This window comes from Lentisphaera profundi (genome assembly GCF_028728065.1).
Classification (GTDB): domain Bacteria; phylum Verrucomicrobiota; class Lentisphaeria; order Lentisphaerales; family Lentisphaeraceae; genus Lentisphaera; species Lentisphaera profundi.
The window spans coordinates 2,039,454-2,061,171 of record NZ_CP117812.1; the positions used below are offsets into that span (position 1 = coordinate 2,039,454).

A 21,718-nucleotide genomic window follows, 5' to 3' on the forward strand; every position below is an offset into this window, starting at 1 on the left:
ATTAAATTAATTAAGGTATTTGTGGATCTCAGACTCACTTTTATAAAGAACCTTGCCTGAAGGCACATATTTGGCCGCTTCTTCTAAATGTAAGTCTTGATCCTCAAAGAAGATATGGGGACGAAAAGCTTTAAGGATTTTGGATTTATCTAAACCTCCCAAAAAGAATACTTCGTCCACGTACACGCCCCAAGTCCTCAATGTTTTTATCACTCTCATTTCAGCTGGAGCACTACGTGCCGTTACAATGGCAATTCTTACTGGTGATGATTTTACATTAAAAGGTAAGCGACGCTGCAACTGTGATATACTGCGAAGTAACTGTGCGTATGGTCCTTCTGGCATCGGCACATCTTGATGAGCATCTTCATGGTCAAAAAAGCTCTTCAAGCCTTCCGCTTTGAAAACAATTTCACTACTATCATCAAAAAGAACCGCATCACCATCGAAAGCTAATCTTACCTGATCAGCTTCAATATTTGAGTTTTTGGGTGGTCCTTGGACAATTGCTGAAGCACAAGTTTTTGCATCAATTACTTTTTGCGCATCGCGCACATTAGTAGTCAAAAACAAGTCAACATCATAGGCATCTAAATAAGGCACCACCGATTCACCTCCTGTAAAAGCATGGCGAGTGATATTTAAGTTATGCCTCCTAATATTATTGAAGACAACCACTCCCGTTTCAGGACTATTTCGAGACATGACAACCACTTCAACAATAGGCGCATCACCCTCTTTTTGATATTTATTCAGGCCCAACAAGGCTCTTACTAATGGCATCGCAGTACCATCATCCAAATCATCTTCTTCACGACTCAACATATAGCCACGATAGTTCTCAACTGCTGTTTCAGGATTTTTCATGAAGGCCTCCTGAAAAACACTATCCGCATCACTCATATCAAATAAAGCTGTCGCTGATACCGCTACGACTAAAGTTTGTCCTAAATCTACTTTCACTTTTCCCTCGGATTTTTAGCTATCTTGAGTTTTTCTAGAGCCTGATTACTTAAAGTATATAGGGCCGGATAGCTATCTCTCTGTTGTTCTAAATCTTTGTTTAACATTAATAAGGCTACGGGGATATACTGCTCAAAACTTTTTTTGGCCTTTATTGTACTCAAAAAACCATACGCTCCCAAGGCTTGCATATGCCGCTGAATTGCACATAAGTCATAATCCTCATGCATGTTTTTTTGACTCTTATCTACGTCCAGCAATTTTTTAAAAAAGTAACTCTTCAATTCCTTTTGCATTTCCACAGAATAATTCATATAGGGATCACCAATAAAGGATGCCGCATCATACAAGGATGGACCTTGGTGTGCCCCTTGAAAATCGATTAAGTAAGCTTGGTCTTTAACAATCATCACATTTTCCGACTGAAAATCTCGATGCATCACCACTTTATTCATATCATTAACTTTCTCTGCTAATGACAAGCATTCACGATCGATCTCCGCTTTATTACTTTCATAAGCTTTTTTCAGACCCGCCACTCTAAATATAAAACGCTCTAAAAAATATGAGCTCTCCCATAGTAATACATCAAGATCAAAAGGTTTATCATCAACGGGCGCTGGTGTATTCTGAAATTTCATCACTTCGTCTAGGCATGATTTCGCTCCAACAAGCAGCTCATCCTCAGATTTTCCTTGAGCCCATAGTCGAAAAGTATCATCTCCTAAATCTTCCAAAAGAACTTTCCTCTCTTTTGGATCATGAGAGAGCATTTTTGGTACTTTCACTCCAGATTTGACGAGCATCTCAGTTATTTTTTGTTGTCGTTCAATTGTCTTGTCAATTACAGAGTAGTGTAAAACCACACCTTCATTGCTACGCCTGTATATTCTATCCGAGCCCCCATTACCAATCTTTTTCACAGCTTCAAACTGAGGCATCTCTCCCAGTTCAAAGGGTACATTTAGATGGGGCCCCACGACGCAGTTTGTTAATCGACTGCCATCTGCGACTTTCGCACCACTTAGTAGAATAACATTTGAGAGTCTGACATCCTTTCCTATACTCACAGCTTTTTCGACCACACAATAGGAATCAATACGGCAATCCCAGGGGATGCTCAAAGGTTCCGCAAAGAATCGTTGCTCAGACCCTAGACTTGCAAAAACTCCCTGTGCATAGGCATTCACGTTCCCTAAATCTAGCCACTCAGATTTTTTCCCTATATCATATACGCCAATCCTTTCTCCGGCCTTAAGGGCTTCTTCCCAATAAGGCACCACATGGGATTCTCCTGCCGGTAGATATCCCGAAAATCCTGGCTCATATAATGCCACACAAGCATAGCCATACCAATGAGTCGCACGAGGATCTTTCATCTCTTTATCAATACAAATGAATTGCTGATCGTCACTCGCACCCACACGTCTTTCATGTACCCTGTCCTGCACTGCTAAAGTCACTAAATTCCCTGAACTCTGATGGTAGTCTAACATCCCCTTCCAATCAAAATCGGTTAGCACATCACCATTAATTAACAGACTTGTATGTTTACTAAAAAAATCTTGTGCATTCCATAGTGCTCCACCTGTCCCCAAGAGTTCACGTTCTTCAAACAAGTCATAATCTTTATCCGCGTTCCATTGCTCAAACATTTCTTTTTTATAATGGACATTTAATCCTATCTCATTTATATCTAAAGCAATACACACTCGATCAATCATTCGATCAATTAAGCTTTGACCCGCAATTGGTAGCAAAGGCTTAGGGTATAAATCAGTTACCGGGCGCAAACGACTACCGTAGCCCGCTGATGCCACAAATAGGTTAATTGACATTGTTAATCTCTCTTAAAGTTTTTACTGTAATAAAACCGAGTTGTATAAAAAATAGCTTTTCTCATATAATAAAGAGTGTTTTGTAAGAAAGTATGCTTGAACTTAAGCATGGCTAGTCCAAAATATGACATGATTCAATTTAAAACTTAATTTTTTCGTGTCACCAACTTAAGCCATTCATTTCAAGGATTAAAAAAATGCTCATAGGAGATAAAGTTTTCGAAAGAAAATCTTTTGAAAAAACCGACCAAATCATCAGTAACTTTTGTACTCAAGAGTTTCTAAACAAAAATAGCATTATCAGAAATGAGCGCGTTAACAAAACTCTTTTGGAGCTCATTGAATTGGCTCCCCGTAATTCTTTTTTATTGCGTGAAGTGATTGATTACACAGCCAAAATTACTGAAAGCCATATCTTGGATGGCAAATTTAACATCACCGCCTTTGAACGCTGGCTCAACCAGCATTCAGGTTTAAATGAAAGTGAGCAATTTGTTATTCGCGGAAAAGTCAGTGGCAAACATATTCCACGAGACGAATACCAGCTTTATTTCCCCATTGGTCACGACAAGTACTATCCCAATTCTCATTACGTCACCGCGCACAACCCACCTGACTTGGACAGTACCACTGGTTCATTCATTGGCTGGCTCGATGCGTTCTCATGTAAAGTAGGCCAAACACTTACTGTCTGGAATGTTCCTCAAGGTGAGCCAAGCCCATTAATATCTCATTACTTTAATAAAATTTTCACCAATCATGTATTTAGTCGGGTCGCAAAACATAAATCCGTAATTTCTCCTGTGGCCATGGATATCGTGAATCAACACAAACTCATAAGAGTGACTGGCGATTCTAACATCCGTGATTTCCAACATGATCGAAATACCAATCATATTATTGTCGTGGATGACGATGGTTACTTCCTTGGTGACTGGCGTGTTACCGATGTAGATGCCGTCGGCAGAATCCAGCGTTTACTCAACATCACGATTCATTCCTATGAAAAAGTACTGATATCTACTTTCACTGAGCTCATGAGTCGCGAAAAGATCACCAGGCAAGAAATCCAAAGCTACCTCGATTCTAGCTTCAATTCTAACCTTAGCAATAGTCACATGAGCCTCCAACGCTATCACCATCATGACTGTGAGTTACTAGACCTCTACCTCAAGAAAGCGCTCAAGCTCGAGCATGGTAGCAAAACTAGCTTTTTAGAGTTTTTCCGTTTTATGGACAAAGTTTCCAAATCCGAATATTGTGAATTTGTTGATTATATGAATTCTTTCCTTACGCCAGAAAATTTTGACTTTCAAAATGAAACTTTCTCACTCGCCACTTCAAAAATATTCGCTACATTTAATAAAGCCTTTGATAAACTAAGTTCCTCTATTCAAGCTGGCCGTGATTACTACGACCGCATGGATCTTGCCTTGGCTATTAAAAAGGACGTCTTAGGTAATACGCCTAACTATGTAAGCACCAAAGCTGAACCTACTGAGATCAAGCATAAACTTCGAGGTTACCAGCACGTAACTGTTTGCTTTCCTGACAAGAAACAAAGAATTATACCCGTAGGCGTCATTCATCGCTCAGATATGGTTAATGATTCTTTAGGTTCGGTAACTTTACGTGATTTCTGTAACCGCGATGAAATCAAAATTGGCCCTTCTGTCCGTACTATCTCAGCTATTGATCACCACAGAGCTGAAATCGACTCCAGAGAGTGTATGACTATCACCATTGCAGATGTTCAGTCAGTCAATGTGCTCATTGCTGAACAAGCTTTCACCATTAATGATCGTTACGGCTGCCAGAATCAGAGCCTTCACTCTATTGATGATCAAATGGATATGATTACCAACAAAACCGACCCTCATTCTAAAGATTTCTCACTCCTAAATCGTCTTGTCCAAAAGAAGCAAGCCATATATAAGTCTGGTGTGAAATACTTTATTAACCCCGAAAGAGAATTCATTGAATATTCTTTAATGCTTAATGCCATTATTGACGACACCGATTTATTTAACAAATGTGCATGGCGAGACCTGACTGCCATTGCCAATCTTGTCAATCGAATGAAAAGCATTATCTGCCGCACAGAAATCCAAGTATTAAATCTTGATAAATATAACCGTTCTTCAAAAACCGACCTTAAAGCCGCGATTAATGAATTCCTCCACAACGAAGATGTCACATCTTTCTACAAAAATATTTTCGATCATAGAGAAGTTCTCATCAGTCAATGGCTAAGTAATAGTAAAGAGCACCAGTTTTGTTATGAAGATAGAAAGATTCAAAATGAATTTTGCGCGATTAGCCAACTCAAATTATTCCCCAATAACCGAAAATGCTTTAAGCAACATCGTGATACATTACTCGCCAACTGGCTCAATAGTAACGAAGTGGTTGCAAGGAAATCTTCCGTAGTTGATTTCTACATGCAAATGAACTCCACGATTGAAACGAAAAGCAGCCAAAGCTCTAGCACTGATGAATATGATGAAATATGGATCCGTATAAGTTCAAATAGCGAACAAGCCGAGTCGCGTTTACGTCTATTCCTTAGTACATTTACTCAGTCAGCTAAGTACCCCGACATTATTGAACGAGTGACTATTGAAGGTGGCAATGCTGAAGAAAACAAGAGTCTCAAGCAAATCGTTACTAATCACTTAAAAATAGCCTGTACAATTAAAAAAACTGCAGACAAACGTTCTATCATTTGTCTCACAATAAAACAGAGCAGTCTAAATAGTCGGAAGGCAGACATTACCCCATTCTTACCTAAATAATGGTCATTCCGCCCTGTAATGCGTCATTATGACGCCATTACTTAGACTGAAAGACTTGATAATAACCGTTTTTTAACACATAATTATCTATAGGGCAATATTTTATATACTAAAAAACATCTGATGGCACCACACGTGCTTTTACTTATGCCAAACAATTCACGGAGACATATATGTCACTAAAAAAATACATACTCCCACTTGGGGAAGTTTCCTCTGTGGCAGAAGCCGCGAGTCTACAAGAGGCATCTATAAAGTTAGAAAAAGACCCACAAAGCTCTTTCTACATTGCACATCTTGATGATCAAATCTCACTTCCCGAGAACCTTCATATTTTAGAAATAAAAGAATCTAAAATTAGCCCTGCCAATGAAGATAAATCTGGCGATGATAAAAATGCCGCACTAGCTCCCCAAGGAGATGGCAACATGCTCGACTTACATTTGCGCTTCCATCTTCCTCCCGGACTCGATCGTAGCTACTTTGAAACGGCACTTCACTCAAAGATCTCTCAAGCTATTGAAGCCATTATAAATGAAGGCGATTCTTCAGAGCAAGAATAAAGCATTTCAGTCCTGCTCTTTATTAAGTCGCAGGATTTTTTTTTCTAAAGAAAATGACTATCCACTTTTACGGATTTAAAACTGGGTATACTCTTAGTTCAAATATTTTCATAATATCAACTAGGAATCATCATGCAAAGCGCCTCCATTACCGTTTGTATTGAAAAAGACACTGCCCACCTTGCCGTCAAAGGCAGAGGTACATTTGACAACAGTGAAGCCATTAGAAGCTTCTGCATGATGGCCATCGAAGGCGTGGCTAAAAAAATAGATATCAATATGTTAGAGTGCTCAGGAATGGACAGTACATTCATGGGCATACTCACGATGCTTTCTCGAATGGGATCCATGAAATCTTGTCCTGTTGAACTCAGTAACGTAAATGAAGCCAACAAAAAGAATTTTACCTCTCTAGGCATCAGCCAGATCCTCAATTTCACTAACACATCTACCCAACAAATGTCTATGCACACACTTCATAAACCGAAGATGAGCGAAGACGAAAAACACAAAAACATTCTCGATGCTCACCAGGAACTCATTGATGCCAACGACGCCAACCGACCTGTTTTCCAAGACATCATCACTTACTTAAAAGAAAATCAATCATAAATCCCTTAGGATAACACATGAAAAAAATCTTCCTCCTTGCTTTAATTCTCTCTGCACCACTCGTTCAAGCCCTAGAAATTGTCACTGTAGACATGAATAAAGTATTCGAAAACTACTACCGAACTTTAATCGAAAATAAAAAGCTAGCTAAAGAAAAAGATATCACCCAATCTCGTTTAAAAGAGATGCAAGCACAAGTCTATAAATTACAGACTGACTACCAAACGCTTATGCGTGAATCCATGAACCCCGCATTAAGCGAAGGTGCTCAGACTCAAAAAAAGCAAGATGCTGAAGCGAAAGCAACTGAAGGCCAATCCACAATCAAAAACCTTAAATTCTTCCAGCAAAACCTACAAAAAGAAGCGGTAGCTAAACGACGCAGCATCACTGAAGAGCTCACTAAAGATATTAAAAAAGTAATCACTAAATATGCAAATGATAACGCCATCGATTTAGTTATTGATTCATCAGGAAAATCTGTGAACGGCATCAACCTTATTATTCACAGCAATCCTTCTTTAGCGATAACAGAAAAGATCCTCGCAACAGTAAACAAAGGCCACGAAGACTTCGTTAAAAAAATCCAAGACGACAAAAAATCTGAAACGAAAAAATAAACATGAAAGCCTTAAAGCTCAGTCAAATCCTAGCCATAAGTGAGGGCACAGCTAACAGGGATAGTGATGTCATTATCAATGAAGTCAGTTCATTAATTGATGGTAACAATCACTCCATTTCTTTCCTTGGTAACAGAAGGTATATCTCTCAGATCAAAGATTCTAAAGCCGGGATTATACTGGTTGACAATGACTTTGATACTGCAGGATTTGATCGACTCTTTGTATCATGTGAAGATCCCTCTGCTTCTTTCACCAAAATAGCCGACCATTTTGCTCCACCCATAATTGAATATACTCCTGGAATTGACTCCACTGCGCACATAGGACAAAACACCACTATCGGCGAAAATGTCTATATCGGCCCTGGCGCCATCATCATGGATGGCGCTTCGATTGACGACAATTCAGTCATCTGCGCCAATGCATATGTGGGACACCATGTGACCATAGGAGCTTATTCAATCCTCTATCCTAACTCAGCTGTTCGAGAACGCTGCGAAGTAGGACAAAGAGTCATTTTACATAGCTCATGCGTCATTGGCTCTGATGGATTTGGTTTTATACCCGGTAAAGATGGTCATAAGAAAATTCCACAAGTCGGCATCGTCCAGTTACAAGATGATGTAGAAGTCGGCTCATGCACTACAATTGACCGCGCTCGTTTTGGTAAAACCATAATTGGCGAAGGTACAAAACTTGATAACCTCATACAAATTGGTCACAATGTCATCATTGGTAAGCATTGCTTTATTGTATCTCTAGTTGCCATCGCAGGCAGTGTACAAATTGGAAACTTTGTTACGATTGCTGGGCAAGCAGGTATTAGTGGCCATCTACAAATTGGCGACGGCTGTACCATCATGGGTAAAGCAGGTGTCACCAGAGACCTCAAGCCCGGCGAAGTTGTCATGGGAATGCCCGCGACATCTAGAAGGGAATTCATTGCCGACAGAATTCAACTGCGGAAAATCTCTAAGCTTGAGAAACGTTTAAAAGAACTCGAAGATAAATTCAAGTAAATAAGCATGAATGAAGACCGTAAAAAAATATGGGCTCTGACTATATACATAGTTGGCATTTTCATCATCGGCAGTTTGATTTGTCCACTTTTATGGAACATAATCCATTCAAGCCCTCTTCAAAATATCGACTCCATCGGCAAGGCCTCTTTTGGCAAAGTTTGTAACCGCGCCTTTATGCTTGTCGCCTTCATTGGATTATGGCCGCTAAGCAAGCAATTAAACTGCACTCGCAAAGACGATTTTGGCTTAGCCATCCCAAGAAAAAAATTCTGGAAGGAATTCGGCTCGGGTTTTCTACTAGGCGCCATCACTCTTTTGTGCTTAAGTCTTTTCTTTTATTTTATTGAATTGAGAACGCTTAAAAGTGGCCCTGTTATCCCAAGATTACTCAAGAGCGTACAAAAAGGGATTATTACTGGTGTGGCAGTTGGCTTAATCGAGGAGATATTTTTCCGAGGCATCTTAACCCGCGCGCTTTCACGTATAAGCCCTCTCATTAGCGCCATCCTTATTAGTTCAACCGTCTATGCTGCCGTCCATTTTATTCGTGGTGACTCCAGTACCGATTACGCAATCATACATTGGTACAGCGGTTTCACTTATTTAAAAAGCGCCTTTAGCTTATATAGCGACCCTCGCTTCATCGGCTCTTTTTTAACTCTAGTCACTGTAGGTATTTTCTTAGCTTGGCTCACCTTAAAACGAGGAAATATTGCCTTGTGTGCCGGAATTCACGCTGGTTGGGTCTGCATTATCAAAGGCACATCCCACGCGACTCGGACAGACAAAGAGTCTCCCTATTATTACTTAGTTGGCAACTATGATAAATTCACTGGTTACGCTGCCTTCATCTGGCTAAGTATCATCTGTCTTTGTACATGGTTTTACTTAGAAAAAAAACAGCGCAAAGGTGCTTAAGTACATCTACCCAGACATTTGCTTTGCCTGTAAAAAGCAATATTCTAAAGACAAACCTCTTTGCTCGGCCTGTACACAAAGAATCACCCCTATTGAGTTAAAACACACTTGCACACTCTGCCATGCTCAGCTAGATACCGCCACCCAATTATGCTCTTCCTGTTTGCAGCATCCTCCTGCTTGGCAACAATCATCCTCTGCCTTTGAGTTCCAAGGACTCGGCAGGGAATTATTGCTACGATTTAAATACTCACGGCACCTTTACCTACTGCCTTTTCTAAGCCAACAAATAGAAATCAGCTTTCAAGAAGCGCAACTACCCGAACCTGACATCATTACCTACGTCCCCATGCATCCTTTCAAAAAACTCTACCGAGGATGGAACCAAAGCGAACTCATTGCTAGAGAATTCGCCAAATATCACCCTCAGGCTGAATGCCTATCGCTTTTAAAACGAAACCACTTAGGTAAAGCACAAGCCTCTAAAGCCAGGCGAGAGAGACTTAAGTCAGTAAAAGATCTTTTCTCTATCAAAAAAAGAGACAAGATAAAAGATCGAAGTATATTGCTTATAGATGATATATTAACAACTGGAGCCACTCTCGACGCCTGTTGCAAAGCTTTGCAAAAAGAAATGCCGAAAGAGATCTCCATATTAACGATTGCAAGAGGATAGAAAATGCCTATTTTCGGAAAAACTAAATTTTCTACTGTCAACTATGACAAGACTACACCTACCGCCGCGATGCCTTCTATGGAAGACAGCGAAAACCCTCAAGAAGGTTTTACTAAATGCCGTAGCTGTAAAAGCCCCATTCTTATTGAAGAACTAGAAGCGAACCATTCAATCTGCCCGAAGTGCGACTTTCATTGTCCTCTCCGTGCAATGGATAGAATTAATTCTCTGATGACTGATTTCGAAGAAATTGATGCCAATATGCACTCAATTAATTTTCTTGGATTCGCAGGCTATGATAAAACACTCAAGTCTAAACAAGCAGCTTTAGACACGAAAGACGCCGTTATTTGCGGCTTTGGCAAAATCAAAAATCAGAAAGCTGCCATTGTTGTCATGGATTTCAAATTCATGGGCGGGAGTCTCGGCTCAGTCGTTGGTGAAAAAATCACTCGCTTAGTTGAAGCGGCTACTGAAAAGCGCCTTCCTGTAATCTTAGTAACTGCCTCTGGTGGTGCGCGTATGCAAGAAGGCTGTGTCAGCTTGATGCAAATGGCAAAAACTAGCGGTGCTCTGGCAAGATTATCGAATAGTGAACTCCCACTAATCTGCTTATTGACTAATCCAACATACGGTGGCGTCACTGCAAGCTTTGCTTCACTCGGGGATATCATACTTTCTGAGCCAAATGCACTCATTGGTTTTGCAGGTGCTCGAGTCATCGAAACGACGATCAAAGCTGAGCTTCCCGAGAACTTCCAAACTGCGGAATTCCTTGTAGACCATGGCCTTGTAGATCGCATCATTCATAGAGAGCAGCTGAAGGATGAATTAGCTTTAATTCTCGACTACGTATCAGGCAAATGCAAGTAAAGAATTATTTTAACACTTTTTACTATATTTCGACTGTAAAAGAACAGTCTTGATGTATAGTCGAATCTCACAGTCCGGGCCCTCTGCGGCGTCTGCGTTCCGAACCTGGTCAGGCGGGGAACCGAGCAGCCATAAGGAACAATGTCGGGTGCAGGTGGTCAACCCGGGCTGTGTTTTCAATTCCCCCCCTCCAAATGAGTACACCCTATGACATATCAAGTTTTAGCACGTAAATGGCGTCCACAAACTTTTGATGATTTGGCCGGCCAGGATCATATTACAGCAACTCTCACAAATGCCATCAGAAATGAACGCGTTGGACATGCTTATATTTTTGTCGGCACCAGAGGCATCGGGAAAACAACTTCAGCACGCATATTTGCAAAAGCCTTAAATTGCGAAAATCCCAGAGCCGATCTCAACCCCTGTGGCGAATGTACCAACTGTGTGGATATCACCAAAGGCTCAAGTATTGATGTCATTGAAATTGATGGCGCTTCTAACAATAGCGTAGATGATATCAGACAAATTCGCGAAGGTGCTCAATACACCCCTGCTCGCTGCCCCTATAAAATATTTATCATTGATGAAGTTCACATGCTTTCAAACGCAGCGTGGAATGCTTTACTAAAAACTCTAGAAGAGCCCCCACCACATATTAAATTTCTTTTTGCAACTACGGAAGTCCATCGCGTCCTTCCCACAATTTTATCACGTTGCCAACGTCTAGAGCTCAAACCTATTCCCCGAAATGTTATTGCAGGCCGGCTCAAGCACATCTGCAACACAGAAAATGTCTCCATCGAAGATTCCGCAATCAACGCCATCTCACGTACAGCAAATGGTGGCATGCGTGATGGCCTAAGTATCCTAGATCAAATGATTTCTTTCTGCGCTGGTAATGAGACCATTTCTGAACAAGATGTTATTGATGTTTTTGGCATGAGCTCATCTAATGAACTCAATCTCATAGCATCGGCAATTTTACGCAACCAAGCAGCTGCATTAATTGAAGCCATCGACACTCTTGCCAAAGCTGCACGTAACATGGAGCAACTTTACTCCGAGCTCTTCCAACTCTTCCGCGATGTGATGATCATTTTGGAATCCCCACATAAAGCAAGTATCATCTTAGATCTTGAAGATATCGAGATCCAACAGCTGCATTCTTTAGCTCAGAACGCCAATAACAAAATTTTACAGCGACTCCTAAATGGCTTCCTCGATTACGACGGCAAAATCCGCCATACATTAAATAAGCGTACATATTTAGAAGTAACTCTTTTGCGCATCATGAAAGATGCTCATTCACTACGTGTTGAAGACTTATTAAAGCACATTCAAAGCCTTCGCAAAAAAGGTAATCTTCAAGATTTAGATGGCGAACTGCCCCCAGTTGAGCTAGCACAAAAAAAAAATGATTTTGTAGAGGCTCGACCCCTACAAGCTTTGAGCAATGCTGAAACACTCTCCATCGTAAAAAAACCAATTATCGACACCAAAGTTGAAGCCGCCGCAGACACAGTCTCTGACACCAGCAACATTAGTGAGAGCAGCTCAAGCGACACCCAAAATGATTACTACGAAGAAGAGCTCACCAAGACTCCCGAAGAAATAGTTTCTGACATCACAGAATCAGCTGATACCACGCTATCGACTCTTGAGGCTTCGAGTGCAGAGATAGCTCCAAATACCGAAGATTCTCCCATTGATCAGTTCCAAGCTAGCCCCGAAGATTCTTCGACAAGCAGCGAGGAGCCTCATTCCAACAGTCTCATACTCGAACAAATGTTAGCCGAGACGACTGCAGAGCAAGACAGCGCGATAGCTCAAGGTGAAACTATGCTTATAGATGAGCAAAGCCAAAGTAAGCTCTCGGATATTTTACTTACAGCTAATCAGGATGATCAACGCAATATTGAAACTGATATTCAGCAAGCCGAAGTTGCCGAAGTTGCCGAAGTTGCCGAAGTTGCCGAAGTTGCCGAAGTTGCCGAAGTTGCCGAAGTTGCCGAAGTTGCCGAAGTTGCCGAAGTTGCCGAAGTTGCCGAAGTTGCCGAAGTTGCCGAAGTTGCCGAAGTTGCCGAAGTTGCCGAAGTTGCCGAAGTTGCCGAAGTTGCCGAAGTTGCCGAAGAACTAATCCCTCTAGATATGACTAATCCAAGTCCTATAACTGACACTTTGCTTGATTTAAATAGTGAAACCATCACCCCAGAAGTTCAGCAAGATGTTCAGCAAGATGTTCAGCAAGATGTTCAGCTTAACCCTCCTTCCTCCAATCCAAGTACTGAATCAAGTTCTGAGCTAAACACGAATAATAACGATGCTGTAAATCCCCGAGAAGATCAAGAACTCACAAGACATATTTTTGACGAGAGCGAAATCTCACTCTACCTCAAAGCAGACTACACTAAGCGTCCCTATGCCAAAGGCTTATCGCATACAGCGCCCAAATCTGACTTACTTGGACTAGGGCTTGAACGCTTTCGCCTAGCGGATCTATCCGCACCAAATGACAAGAAAAATGCGACAGTCGCAAAAAATAGCTTGGCCATACGCTTGGAAAAAATCCATCAGCACTTGCCTCAGAGCAAAGTAGTAGGCACTGAACAAGCTCCGGATCACAAAAAGACGACTCCTATTATTGAAGTCAAAGAAATCCCACCCCCCGATTGCTGGTTTGAGCTCTTAACTGGCTTAAAAGAACAAAATCGTTCGATACTCGAACAGTGTAAACCCATCTATGAAGCTGGAACGAGCTTCATCATCCAAGCCTCACAGGACACTCTTTCAAATATCAAAGAAAAGAACGGCTTCTACGAATTCATACAAAAGAAACTCTCCGTCCTGACTGGCGAAAATGAATTAAAACTTCATCTCGTTAATAGCAGCCCAACAGCGACTGACAACCCAGACTCAAATACTTATTCAAACCCCGTGGTTGATCGCTACCAAGAATTCTTTTCCGCATCAATTTTAAGTATAAAAGATACTAAATGAGACTTTATCCTGATCAATTCCAACAAGCCATAGAAACCATTGCCAGCCTTCCCGGCATCGGTAAAAAGGGCGCCGAAAAAATGGCCCTAGCCATATACTCATGGCCGGAATCCAAGCTGAAACATTTTGCAACTCTCATTGATTCAATGCAGCATGACTTACATAACTGTGAGCAGTGCGGTTTTTTTTCACAAGACGACGAACTTTGCCCTATCTGCTCAGACCCGAAACGATTAAGTGAACAAATCTGCGTCGTCGAACAAGTCTCCCAATTACCCGTGATTGAAAAAAGTGGCTCATTCAAAGGCCTTTATCACGTACTTCACGGTAGACTAAGCCCCATGAGAGGCATTGGACCCGACGATATTAACATCAACAAACTCCTTCAACGCTGCAAAGAAAGCCATGTCCACGAAGTCATCCTGGCAACGGCTACAGATATTGAGGGTCAAGCGACTGCTTCATACATCGCAAAACTTTTAAACGAACAAGGCATAAGCACAACACGCATTGCTCAAGGAATCCCTATTGGGGCAGACCTGAATTATGCTGACGCTGCATCCATTGCCATGGCAATCAATTCAAGAAGAGAACTCTAATGGAACAATACAAAAAAGATTTTATTGATTTTATGGTAGAATCACAAGTTTTAACATTTGGTGATTTCACCACTAAATCTGGCCGTAAAACTCCTTTTTTCGTTAATACTGGCAACTATGATACTGGCAAGAAAATTTCTAAGCTCGGTGAATTCTACGCCGAAACAATCAAAGATCGCTATGGCCTCGAATTTGACTTAGTTTATGGCCCTGCCTATAAAGGCATCCCTCTAGCCGTGACCATTTCTTCTGCTATCTACACAATGTACGATAAAAACATTGGTTTTACCTTTAATCGTAAAGAAGTGAAAAAGCATGGTGAAGGCGGCTCTTTCGTCGGCTATAAACTCGCTGACAAGCAAAAAGTCATCATTGTAGAAGATGTTATCACTGCAGGCACTGCCATGCGTGAAAACCTTCCTATCTTAAAAGAGGCTGCTGACTTAAGTATCGAAGCCATTATTGTCTCCGTTGACCGTATGGAAAAAGGAAGTGGCGAACTATCCGCCATCCAAGAAATCGAAAAAGATTATCAAATCCCAGTTCATCCCATCGTAAATATTGACGAAGTTGTCGAATACCTCTACAAAAAAGAAATTAATGGCAAAGTCATCATTAATGATGAAATATTAGCTAGTATCAAAAACTATCGCTCACTCTACGGTATCTAAGCTATAAAGGCTGATCATATTGATCAGCCTTTTCTACTTCCCTCCACAAAGACGACTGCATCCCTTAAGCAGTCCTCTACTCTATAACTAAAGCAAGCAAACTTTCTCCACCAATTTCTCTTTGTGTATGAGCTTATCACTCAGTTTATCAATGAGTTTGAAACCATTTGTGTACACAAATGAATCGGTATTGATATCAAAAGCATTAATATGCTTCTTCAGCTCCAAAATCGTAGCACCATCATGCGAGCATAATACCCAACTCTCTGGCACCAAATTTATTTCTCCTTGCTTGTTTTTCTTAAGCTTGGAACAATTAACCCATTCACCTAATAGATTAATTTCTTTCTCTTTTTTCGTTTGCTGAGCCGCACCCGCCTCTACACGGTCATGGTTGAAAATTTGCGTGAAGACTTTCAAGAAATTATAAATGGCACCCACGAAATAAAAGGGAAATAATACAATGTTTTTCAGCTGCTGAATAATCGTAACTTTCGGAGCTCCTTTATAAGGCGAGCTAATAAAAAACAACTCTCCGGATTTATTCGTTTTAGGCACAAGAGAATTTGTCTCCCCACGATATATATCGTCTGCTTGCATTGTTTTCTTATCGATTGAATGGAGAGAGAATATATCATGCGCTAAATAATTGCCCATTTCATCTCGTGCGATTCCCGCACTAGAATAAAAAATAAGATCAGGATTTTTACGACAAAAACTCGGATTTAAGTCCAAAGAGTCCCCTGCTGTAATACTATTGAGCATTCTCCCATCTTCATTGAGAACGATAAGATTTGACGACCCATCTTCCTCCACAAAGCTACCAATAAATTCTTTATTTTCACTAGAGTAATCTATTGATCTTAGAGGGAAATTATTTTTATGGAATAGGCGAGTCTCTACTTTAGTCTCAAGCTCATATTTAAATAAGGCCGTAACCTCGCTATAATTTATCAAATAAAAAATAAAGCCTTCTTCACCTTTGCATACATCGATAAAGCGTGGATAAATTTGTTGCGAGGCTCGCGCCTGACCACCCCAGACTGACGGGCTCATCGGATTAGTACTCTCCTGTTTCCAAGCACTAAGTTTTTCGCTCTTCTCTAACTTCAATATCAGATCTTCTACAAACTGACTTTTAATCTCTTCAACATTATCAGTTCTTTTAAAAAATAACTTGCCATCCGCAATGAAACTTAATTTCACAATCGCCCCCATTTATCTGAATATAAAGAAATATAGACATTAAGTGATCGTCAGTACAACTCAATTGACTTCTAAGCTAAGTGAAAATGATTACTTTCTTCCTAATCACTCTTCATCCTGTACTAAATCCTAAATCCGCGAACTCGTATTAGAAAAATTACTTAGAGCTTTAGTTCACAGCTTTTTCCACACAAATACTTTTTATCTATGACTCGTACTCGTCAGCTATACCATGTAGATGTAAAGTATACTTAATAAAATCCAGGAGATTAATGATGTCAAAAATACTTATACTTTTCCATAGTAACGACGGTAACACAGGAAAAATGGCCGATTTCGTTGCGGAAGGCGCAAAACAAATAGAAGGCGCTGAAATTCGTTGCCTTTCAGTTGATGATGCCTCACACGAAGATCTCACATGGTGCGATGGCATAGCCTTAGGTTCTCCTACTAATTACGGAACCGTATCTCATCAAATGAAAATGTGGTGGGACAAACTCCCTCCAGAAGGTTGGGGGAAAAGTGACGGTAAAATCGGCTGTGCTTTCAGTTCTGGCGGCGCATGGGGAGGTGGCCAAGAACTCACCTGTATGACTTTACTCACTATTTTAATGAACTATGGCTTTCTAACTTTTGGTGTTACCGACTATGTAGATAAACAATTCTCACCACACTACGGAAGTATTTGTGCCGGTGAGCCACGCGAAGAAAAAGTTAAAGAATCCTGCCGACGCCTAGGCCGACGCTTAGCTGAATGGGTCAGTACTCTTCATCATGGGAACAAACATCATCATCCATTAGAACAAGATTACGACCGCTTCAAATACTTAGGTTAAGTTTAATTCACTTACGTAATGCGGGAATCAAAAACCGCGTACTCAGATAATAAAAAAGGGCTTTGGAATTTATCCAAAGCCCTTTTTGCTTATCTGCAAATAATCTAGACGAAGATACGTTTACAAAGTGTACCAGTGATTACTTTACGAGCCGTTCTAATTTGAACGGTATCCTTATCGTAGCCAACAGGGAGATAACCTAGACCGATACCCTGCTTGAGCATCGGAGAATGAGTCGCAGAAGTGATAAGGCCAATAACATTGCCTTCTTCGTCGATAAATTCTTCACCATCACGAGCAATGGGACGCTCCGTTACAGTGAAGCCAATCAATTTACGAGATTTACCTTCAGCTTTAATTTTCTCAAGAGCCGCTTTCCCGATGAAGTTTTCTTTTGTATTAAGAGCACAAACCCACGCAAGACCCGCTTCGAGAGCATTTGTCTTGTCAGTGATTTCGTGACCGTATAAGGAAAAACCTTTTTCTAGTCGAAGTGTATCACGTGAACCTAAACCACAAGGGAGTACACCTGCCTCAACGATAGCGTCGAAAAGAGCGGGAGCTGCTTCATTTTTGATAATAATTTCGACACCGGCTTCACCCGTGTAACCAGAACGACAAATATAGCCGGATTGACCTTCGAATTCGATAGCTGCATGCCCAAAAGTCTCGAGCCCATCGTAGATACCTGGGAAAAATTTCTCAACCGTTTCAGAAGCCGTAGGTCCCTGGAGCGCGAGCAGTGAATATTCGTCAGACTTATTTTCGAGACTTACATCAAAATTGCCTTTATGAGATTCGAACCATGCAAAGTCTTTCTCGATATTACTAGCGTTAACGACGATGAAAATATTTTCTTTATCTTCGAGATAAACGATAATATCGTCAACAAATGTACCGTTTTCATAGAGTAAACCAGAATACAGACCACGACCAGGAGCGATCTTATCTAGGTCATTGGAAATCATGTACTGAACGTATGCATAAGCATCTTTACCTGAGATAAAGAACTGCCCCATATGCGAACAGTCAAAGAGACCTGCCGCGGAACGAACAGCTTTATGTTCTTTGATCATAGATGTGAATTGAACGGGGAGAGCCCAGCCACCGAAGTCAACGATACGACCACCATGTTTGATATGTGTTTCGAGTAAAGCAGTTTTTTGAAGTTGATCGATTTCCATGTGGATACCTGTTATTATATATTCTTAAAATTTTTATTGCAGACTTAACTTTACTGAGTCAGAACTCAGTAAAACTAAGAATTAAAATACTTAAACAAGTGCGAGTTTTTCCGTGTGAGCCTTAAGAATCAATTGCTTGATTTCATCAATCGGCATTTGTGCAAGAACATGTGGCTCAACTCGATTCGGGATAATAACCGGAAGGCTAGTCAATTTCTCGGACAGAACTGGCTTTTTGTTTGCTGTAAGGTCATCCACACGATCGATTGGCGTGAAGTGTGGCACTGTTTGTAAGACTTCAGGATTGGTGTCCACGAGCTTGAGGATTTCCAAACAAGCATCCGCAAAGCGATCGAGCTCATCTTTAGTGTAAGACTCAGTAGGCTCTACCATCAAACCGAACACCTCTGGAAAAGCCACCGTTGGAGCGTGAAAACCGAAGTCGAGGAAGAGCTTACCCACACGTGCAATAATCATAGATTTAGGTGTGCCCGCAGCTTCCGCCTTCGCAAATTGCTCAGGAGAAAGCGTGAGAATAAATTCATGCATTACTTTATCTATTTTATTACCCGCGGGGAGAACCGTGTATGATTCACTCAAGCGTTTGAAGAGATAACGGGAACAAAGGACTGCAACTCCCGCCATGCGCTTTACTCCGTCGCAACCGAGCGCTTGGAGATAAGTGTAACAACGTACTTTGTGAGCAAAGTTACCATGGTGACGGTGAATTGAACCGATAGACTTGTCAGTCTTGCGCATAGAAAATATGCCCTTCTCGTCTTTATCAACCTGAATTCCCGGGAGGAAATCGAGGAACTTATCAGATACAGCAACAAATGCATCACCAGGACCGCCACCACCATGTGGAATTGACCAAGTTTTATGTGTGTTGTTGTGAACTGCATCAACACCGAGTTTATCGAGGTCAATCCAGCCCGCAATTGCATTCATATTGGCGCCATCCATGTAAACGAGTCCGCCAACACCGTGAATGAGTTTAGACATATCTTTAAAGTTGGTTTCGAAAACACCACAAGTATTTGGGTTTGTCACCATCACACCACAAATTCGATCACCGTATTCTTTGATGAGTTCTTTGAGTTGTTCGTGATCTTTTTCACCGGATGGAAGTGCGTCGATTTCAACTATACCGTATTTAACACCTTCAATAGTTTTTGTTTCAAAACCAGCATAAGTTGCCGTCGCTGGGTTGGTTCCGTGAGCAGAATGCGGAATGAGAATTATGTCGCGATTGAAATCACCGCGAGCTTCGTGGTAAGCTTGAAAAAGTTTAATCCCTACGAATTCACCTTGAGCTCCTGCGACTGGCTGAGTGGTCACACCTGCAAGACCCGTAATCGCTTTGAAGTATTCTTGCGTTTGGTAAATCATCTCGAGATTGCCCTGAACGTCAGACTCGTCAGACTCGGGGTGAGTATCCTGAAAGTCATCTAAGCCCGCTATGTAGTCGTTGAGGTAGGGATTGTATTTCATTGTACAAGACCCTAATGGATAGATAGAGCTATCTGGAGAGATATTCTGGTAACCAAGATCTTGGTAATACTTAGCAAGTTCTTCCGTAGAGTATGTCGCGATACCAACTACGTCTTCACGGAGGAAGGAAGTGTTATCTGCGAGTTCTTGAGCTGTAGTAGCAGTACCAAAAACAGCTTCGAATGTTGCGTAAAGTGCGTCGAAGTCGGACTGCTCTTGGAGGTCTGTAAAAGTAAGCATGAGGAAGTTGTCTGCAGAAACGTCGATACGAGCCGATACATCGAGACCCGCGTAGATGCCATTCTCTTTAGCTTTGTCGAGAACTTTGCGAGCAGAAACAGAAAGCTTGAGCGTAAACTCGTTGTAGAATGCCGCATCGGGGAAAGCGAGTTCGACACCATCAAAAGATGTGAGCTTAGAAGCCGCTGCCGCCGCATTAACTCTAGAGAGAGTGGCCGCTTCTTTCATTCCTTCTTCACCGCGATTGAGGATAGCTGCACCAGCTACTGTAGCAATGTAAGCTTCGTTGGAACAAATATTGGAGTTTGCTTTTTCACGTTTGATATGTTGCTCACGAGTGGAGAGTACGATAACTTTACAGTCACGACCAGCTATATCTTTAGCATTACCAATAAAACGACCGGCAGTGGCACGAATATGCTTAGCCGTTTTTTTATTATAGCGGATACCAAAAATACCAAGACCTGGGCCTCCGTAGTTTGGTGCTATCGCCAGGTGTTGACCTTCAGCAACAAATATATCCGCACCATTTTCGCCCCATTGTGAAGGAGGCACTAGACCGCCTGTCGCGAGCAGAATTGGGTCAACGATTGCAATTGCTAGAGCTTTTGCGGAATGAGCAAGGTCAGTCAATGCATTAACGTTCTCGAGGGAACCAACACTATTGATTTGCGGGATTGCGATAGATGCGAGATCATCACCGATTTCTTCGACCTTAGCCGCTACTGCATCAACGGAAATAAGACCTGTTTCAGCAAAAGAGGGATCATCGAGAATCACAACATTCAACTTTGTGTTTTTACACTGAGTTAATTGAACTTCGATGTCATTCGGAAAAAGAGAGGGCAGAAGAAGAACCGTATTCTTTTTCTTTTGGATTTTCTGTGAACACTTAAGTGCTTCGTAAAGAGTTGTTGCACGGTCATACATAGAAGCATTGACTGCTTCAAAACCAGTAAGCTGAGATATCAAGGATTGATAGATCCAGTGAGTCGTTAAAGTGCCCTGGGAACGCTCTGGCTGGTAAGGAGTGTAAGAAGTTGTTAGTTCGCGAATACCGAGAACGATATTTGTAATATCGGGAACTTTGTACGCTTTTAAACCACCGCCTTGGAAGGAAGGTTTAATATTGTTCTTTGCGGCCATCGCAGATAGTTCTTCGATAATTTGATTCGCGGATTTAGCTGGTGCGATGTCTACATCACCATCGAATTTAATATCATCTGCAATATGCGAGTAAAGATCTTCAAGTTTTTCTAGGCCTAGAGCACCAAGCATTCCTTTGATGTCTTCTTCAGTAGCAGATATATAGTGTTTTTTAGTTTCGCGTGGATTGACGCTTGGGTCGTAAGTCATGATTTAGTGAACTCTAATTATATTGTTTTAAAATTATCGCTAAATATAGTCGAAAAGCTCTAAGTCGCAAAAGTTACTTTCATTAAAATCTATCTTTTATCACACCTAAAAATCCATCTTCTGGGACTGCTTACTCAGAACCCCCCACAAGATATATTTCTACTTAATAACAAGAAGCTTATGACTCTTAAATCATGATTTAAAAAGGACCACTAAAACTCAATAATTTCAAAATTCCTGTCACCTCGA

General features: G+C 41.2%; 17 protein-coding genes and 1 other RNA gene. 13 read left to right on the plus strand and 5 right to left on the minus strand.

Annotation, left to right across the window (positions count from 1 at the left end; genetic code table 11):
* Positions 1-6: 6 nt before the first annotated feature.
* Both PQO03_RS19355 and PQO03_RS19360 read right to left on the minus strand, forming a co-directional pair.
* Complete coding sequence (locus PQO03_RS19355; protein WP_274152705.1) at positions 7-963, minus strand: 5'-nucleotidase; 957 nt, start codon at positions 961-963, stop codon at positions 7-9.
* Complete coding sequence (locus PQO03_RS19360) at positions 960-2,801, minus strand: sugar phosphate nucleotidyltransferase (RefSeq protein ID WP_274152706.1); 1,842 nt, start codon at positions 2,799-2,801, stop codon at positions 960-962. The genes PQO03_RS19355 and PQO03_RS19360 overlap by 4 nt, the downstream gene beginning before the upstream one ends.
* Positions 2,802-2,998: 197 nt before the next feature.
* Between PQO03_RS19360 and PQO03_RS19365 the strand changes: the two genes are divergently transcribed.
* The 12 genes from PQO03_RS19365 (at position 2,999) to pyrE (ending at position 15,153) form a co-directional block, all read left to right on the plus strand.
* On the plus strand, positions 2,999-5,596 hold the full coding sequence (locus PQO03_RS19365) for a hypothetical protein (RefSeq protein WP_274152708.1): 2,598 nt from the start codon (positions 2,999-3,001) through the stop codon (positions 5,594-5,596).
* A gap of 173 nt (positions 5,597-5,769) precedes the next feature.
* On the plus strand, positions 5,770-6,159 hold the full coding sequence (locus tag PQO03_RS19370; protein WP_274152710.1) for a hypothetical protein: 390 nt from the start codon (positions 5,770-5,772) through the stop codon (positions 6,157-6,159).
* A 132-nt stretch (positions 6,160-6,291) separates the two neighbouring features.
* The gene (locus tag PQO03_RS19375) at positions 6,292-6,771 is read left to right on the plus strand and encodes an STAS domain-containing protein (RefSeq protein WP_274152711.1); all 480 of its coding nucleotides are present in this window, start codon (positions 6,292-6,294) and stop codon (positions 6,769-6,771) included.
* A 17-nt stretch (positions 6,772-6,788) separates the two neighbouring features.
* Positions 6,789-7,391, plus strand: coding sequence for an OmpH/Skp family outer membrane protein (locus PQO03_RS19380; RefSeq protein WP_274152713.1), 603 nt, complete (start codon positions 6,789-6,791; stop codon positions 7,389-7,391).
* Positions 7,392-7,393: 2 nt separating this feature from the next.
* Complete coding sequence (gene lpxD / locus PQO03_RS19385) at positions 7,394-8,413, plus strand: UDP-3-O-(3-hydroxymyristoyl)glucosamine N-acyltransferase (RefSeq protein WP_274152714.1); 1,020 nt, start codon at positions 7,394-7,396, stop codon at positions 8,411-8,413.
* Positions 8,414-8,419: 6 nt separating this feature from the next.
* Positions 8,420-9,334, plus strand: a complete 915-nt coding sequence (locus PQO03_RS19390; RefSeq protein WP_274152716.1) for a CPBP family intramembrane glutamic endopeptidase — start codon at positions 8,420-8,422, stop codon at positions 9,332-9,334.
* Positions 9,327-10,010, plus strand: coding sequence for a ComF family protein (locus PQO03_RS19395; RefSeq protein WP_274152718.1), 684 nt, complete (start codon positions 9,327-9,329; stop codon positions 10,008-10,010). The genes PQO03_RS19390 and PQO03_RS19395 overlap by 8 nt, the downstream gene beginning before the upstream one ends.
* Positions 10,011-10,013: 3 nt before the next feature.
* Positions 10,014-10,883 carry an acetyl-CoA carboxylase, carboxyltransferase subunit beta gene (gene accD / locus PQO03_RS19400; RefSeq protein ID WP_274152719.1) on the plus strand — a complete coding sequence of 290 codons (870 nt, stop codon included), beginning with the start codon at positions 10,014-10,016 and terminating at the stop codon, positions 10,881-10,883.
* A gap of 72 nt (positions 10,884-10,955) precedes the next feature.
* Positions 10,956-11,055, plus strand: an RNA gene (gene ffs / locus PQO03_RS19405) — signal recognition particle sRNA small type.
* 35 nt (positions 11,056-11,090) lie between these two features.
* Positions 11,091-13,883 carry a DNA polymerase III subunit gamma/tau gene (gene dnaX / locus PQO03_RS19410; RefSeq protein WP_274152721.1) on the plus strand — a complete coding sequence of 931 codons (2,793 nt, stop codon included), beginning with the start codon at positions 11,091-11,093 and terminating at the stop codon, positions 13,881-13,883.
* Positions 13,880-14,482, plus strand: a complete 603-nt coding sequence (recR, locus tag PQO03_RS19415) for a recombination mediator RecR (RefSeq protein ID WP_274152723.1) — start codon at positions 13,880-13,882, stop codon at positions 14,480-14,482. The genes dnaX and recR overlap by 4 nt, the downstream gene beginning before the upstream one ends.
* Complete coding sequence (gene pyrE / locus PQO03_RS19420; protein WP_274152725.1) at positions 14,482-15,153, plus strand: orotate phosphoribosyltransferase; 672 nt, start codon at positions 14,482-14,484, stop codon at positions 15,151-15,153. The genes recR and pyrE overlap by 1 nt, the downstream gene beginning before the upstream one ends.
* 87 nt (positions 15,154-15,240) lie before the next feature.
* Here the strand turns inward: pyrE and PQO03_RS19425 are convergent, their stop codons facing one another.
* Entirely contained in the window at positions 15,241-16,359 is a 1,119-nt protein-coding gene (locus tag PQO03_RS19425; protein WP_274152726.1) for a hypothetical protein, read from the minus strand.
* Between the two features lie 275 nt (positions 16,360-16,634).
* On the opposite strand from PQO03_RS19425, the gene PQO03_RS19430 reads away from it, so the two are divergent.
* Positions 16,635-17,195: a flavodoxin family protein gene (locus PQO03_RS19430; RefSeq protein ID WP_274152728.1), complete on the plus strand. Its 561-nt coding sequence runs from the start codon at positions 16,635-16,637 to the stop codon at positions 17,193-17,195.
* A gap of 104 nt (positions 17,196-17,299) precedes the next feature.
* Here PQO03_RS19430 and gcvT read toward each other — a convergent pair whose 3' ends face one another.
* Both gcvT and gcvPB read right to left on the minus strand, forming a co-directional pair.
* Complete coding sequence (gene gcvT, locus PQO03_RS19435; RefSeq protein WP_274152729.1) at positions 17,300-18,379, minus strand: glycine cleavage system aminomethyltransferase GcvT; 1,080 nt, start codon at positions 18,377-18,379, stop codon at positions 17,300-17,302.
* A gap of 90 nt (positions 18,380-18,469) precedes the next feature.
* On the minus strand, positions 18,470-21,469 hold the full coding sequence (gcvPB, locus tag PQO03_RS19440) for an aminomethyl-transferring glycine dehydrogenase subunit GcvPB (protein WP_274152730.1): 3,000 nt from the start codon (positions 21,467-21,469) through the stop codon (positions 18,470-18,472).
* Positions 21,470-21,718: the final 249 nt, after the last annotated feature.

Excerpts from the sequence above, each read along its gene's own strand:
- pyrE (WP_274152725.1), top strand. The coding sequence starts at position 14,482 with ATGGAACAATACAAAAAAGATTTTATTGATTTTATGGTAGAATCACAA.
- accD (WP_274152719.1), top strand. The coding sequence starts at position 10,014 with ATGCCTATTTTCGGAAAAACTAAATTTTCTACTGTCAACTATGACAAG.
- PQO03_RS19375 (WP_274152711.1), top strand. The coding sequence starts at position 6,292 with ATGCAAAGCGCCTCCATTACCGTTTGTATTGAAAAAGACACTGCCCAC.
- PQO03_RS19390 (WP_274152716.1), top strand. The coding sequence starts at position 8,420 with ATGAATGAAGACCGTAAAAAAATATGGGCTCTGACTATATACATAGTT.
- PQO03_RS19360 (WP_274152706.1), bottom strand. The coding sequence starts at position 2,801 with ATGTCAATTAACCTATTTGTGGCATCAGCGGGCTACGGTAGTCGTTTG.
- dnaX (WP_274152721.1), top strand. The coding sequence starts at position 11,091 with ATGACATATCAAGTTTTAGCACGTAAATGGCGTCCACAAACTTTTGAT.
- PQO03_RS19365 (WP_274152708.1), top strand. The coding sequence starts at position 2,999 with ATGCTCATAGGAGATAAAGTTTTCGAAAGAAAATCTTTTGAAAAAACC.
- gcvT (WP_274152729.1), bottom strand. The coding sequence starts at position 18,379 with ATGGAAATCGATCAACTTCAAAAAACTGCTTTACTCGAAACACATATC.
- recR (WP_274152723.1), top strand. The coding sequence starts at position 13,880 with ATGAGACTTTATCCTGATCAATTCCAACAAGCCATAGAAACCATTGCC.
- gcvPB (WP_274152730.1), bottom strand. The coding sequence starts at position 21,469 with ATGACTTACGACCCAAGCGTCAATCCACGCGAAACTAAAAAACACTAT.
- lpxD (WP_274152714.1), top strand. The coding sequence starts at position 7,394 with ATGAAAGCCTTAAAGCTCAGTCAAATCCTAGCCATAAGTGAGGGCACA.
- PQO03_RS19430 (WP_274152728.1), top strand. The coding sequence starts at position 16,635 with ATGTCAAAAATACTTATACTTTTCCATAGTAACGACGGTAACACAGGA.
- PQO03_RS19370 (WP_274152710.1), top strand. The coding sequence starts at position 5,770 with ATGTCACTAAAAAAATACATACTCCCACTTGGGGAAGTTTCCTCTGTG.
- PQO03_RS19380 (WP_274152713.1), top strand. The coding sequence starts at position 6,789 with ATGAAAAAAATCTTCCTCCTTGCTTTAATTCTCTCTGCACCACTCGTT.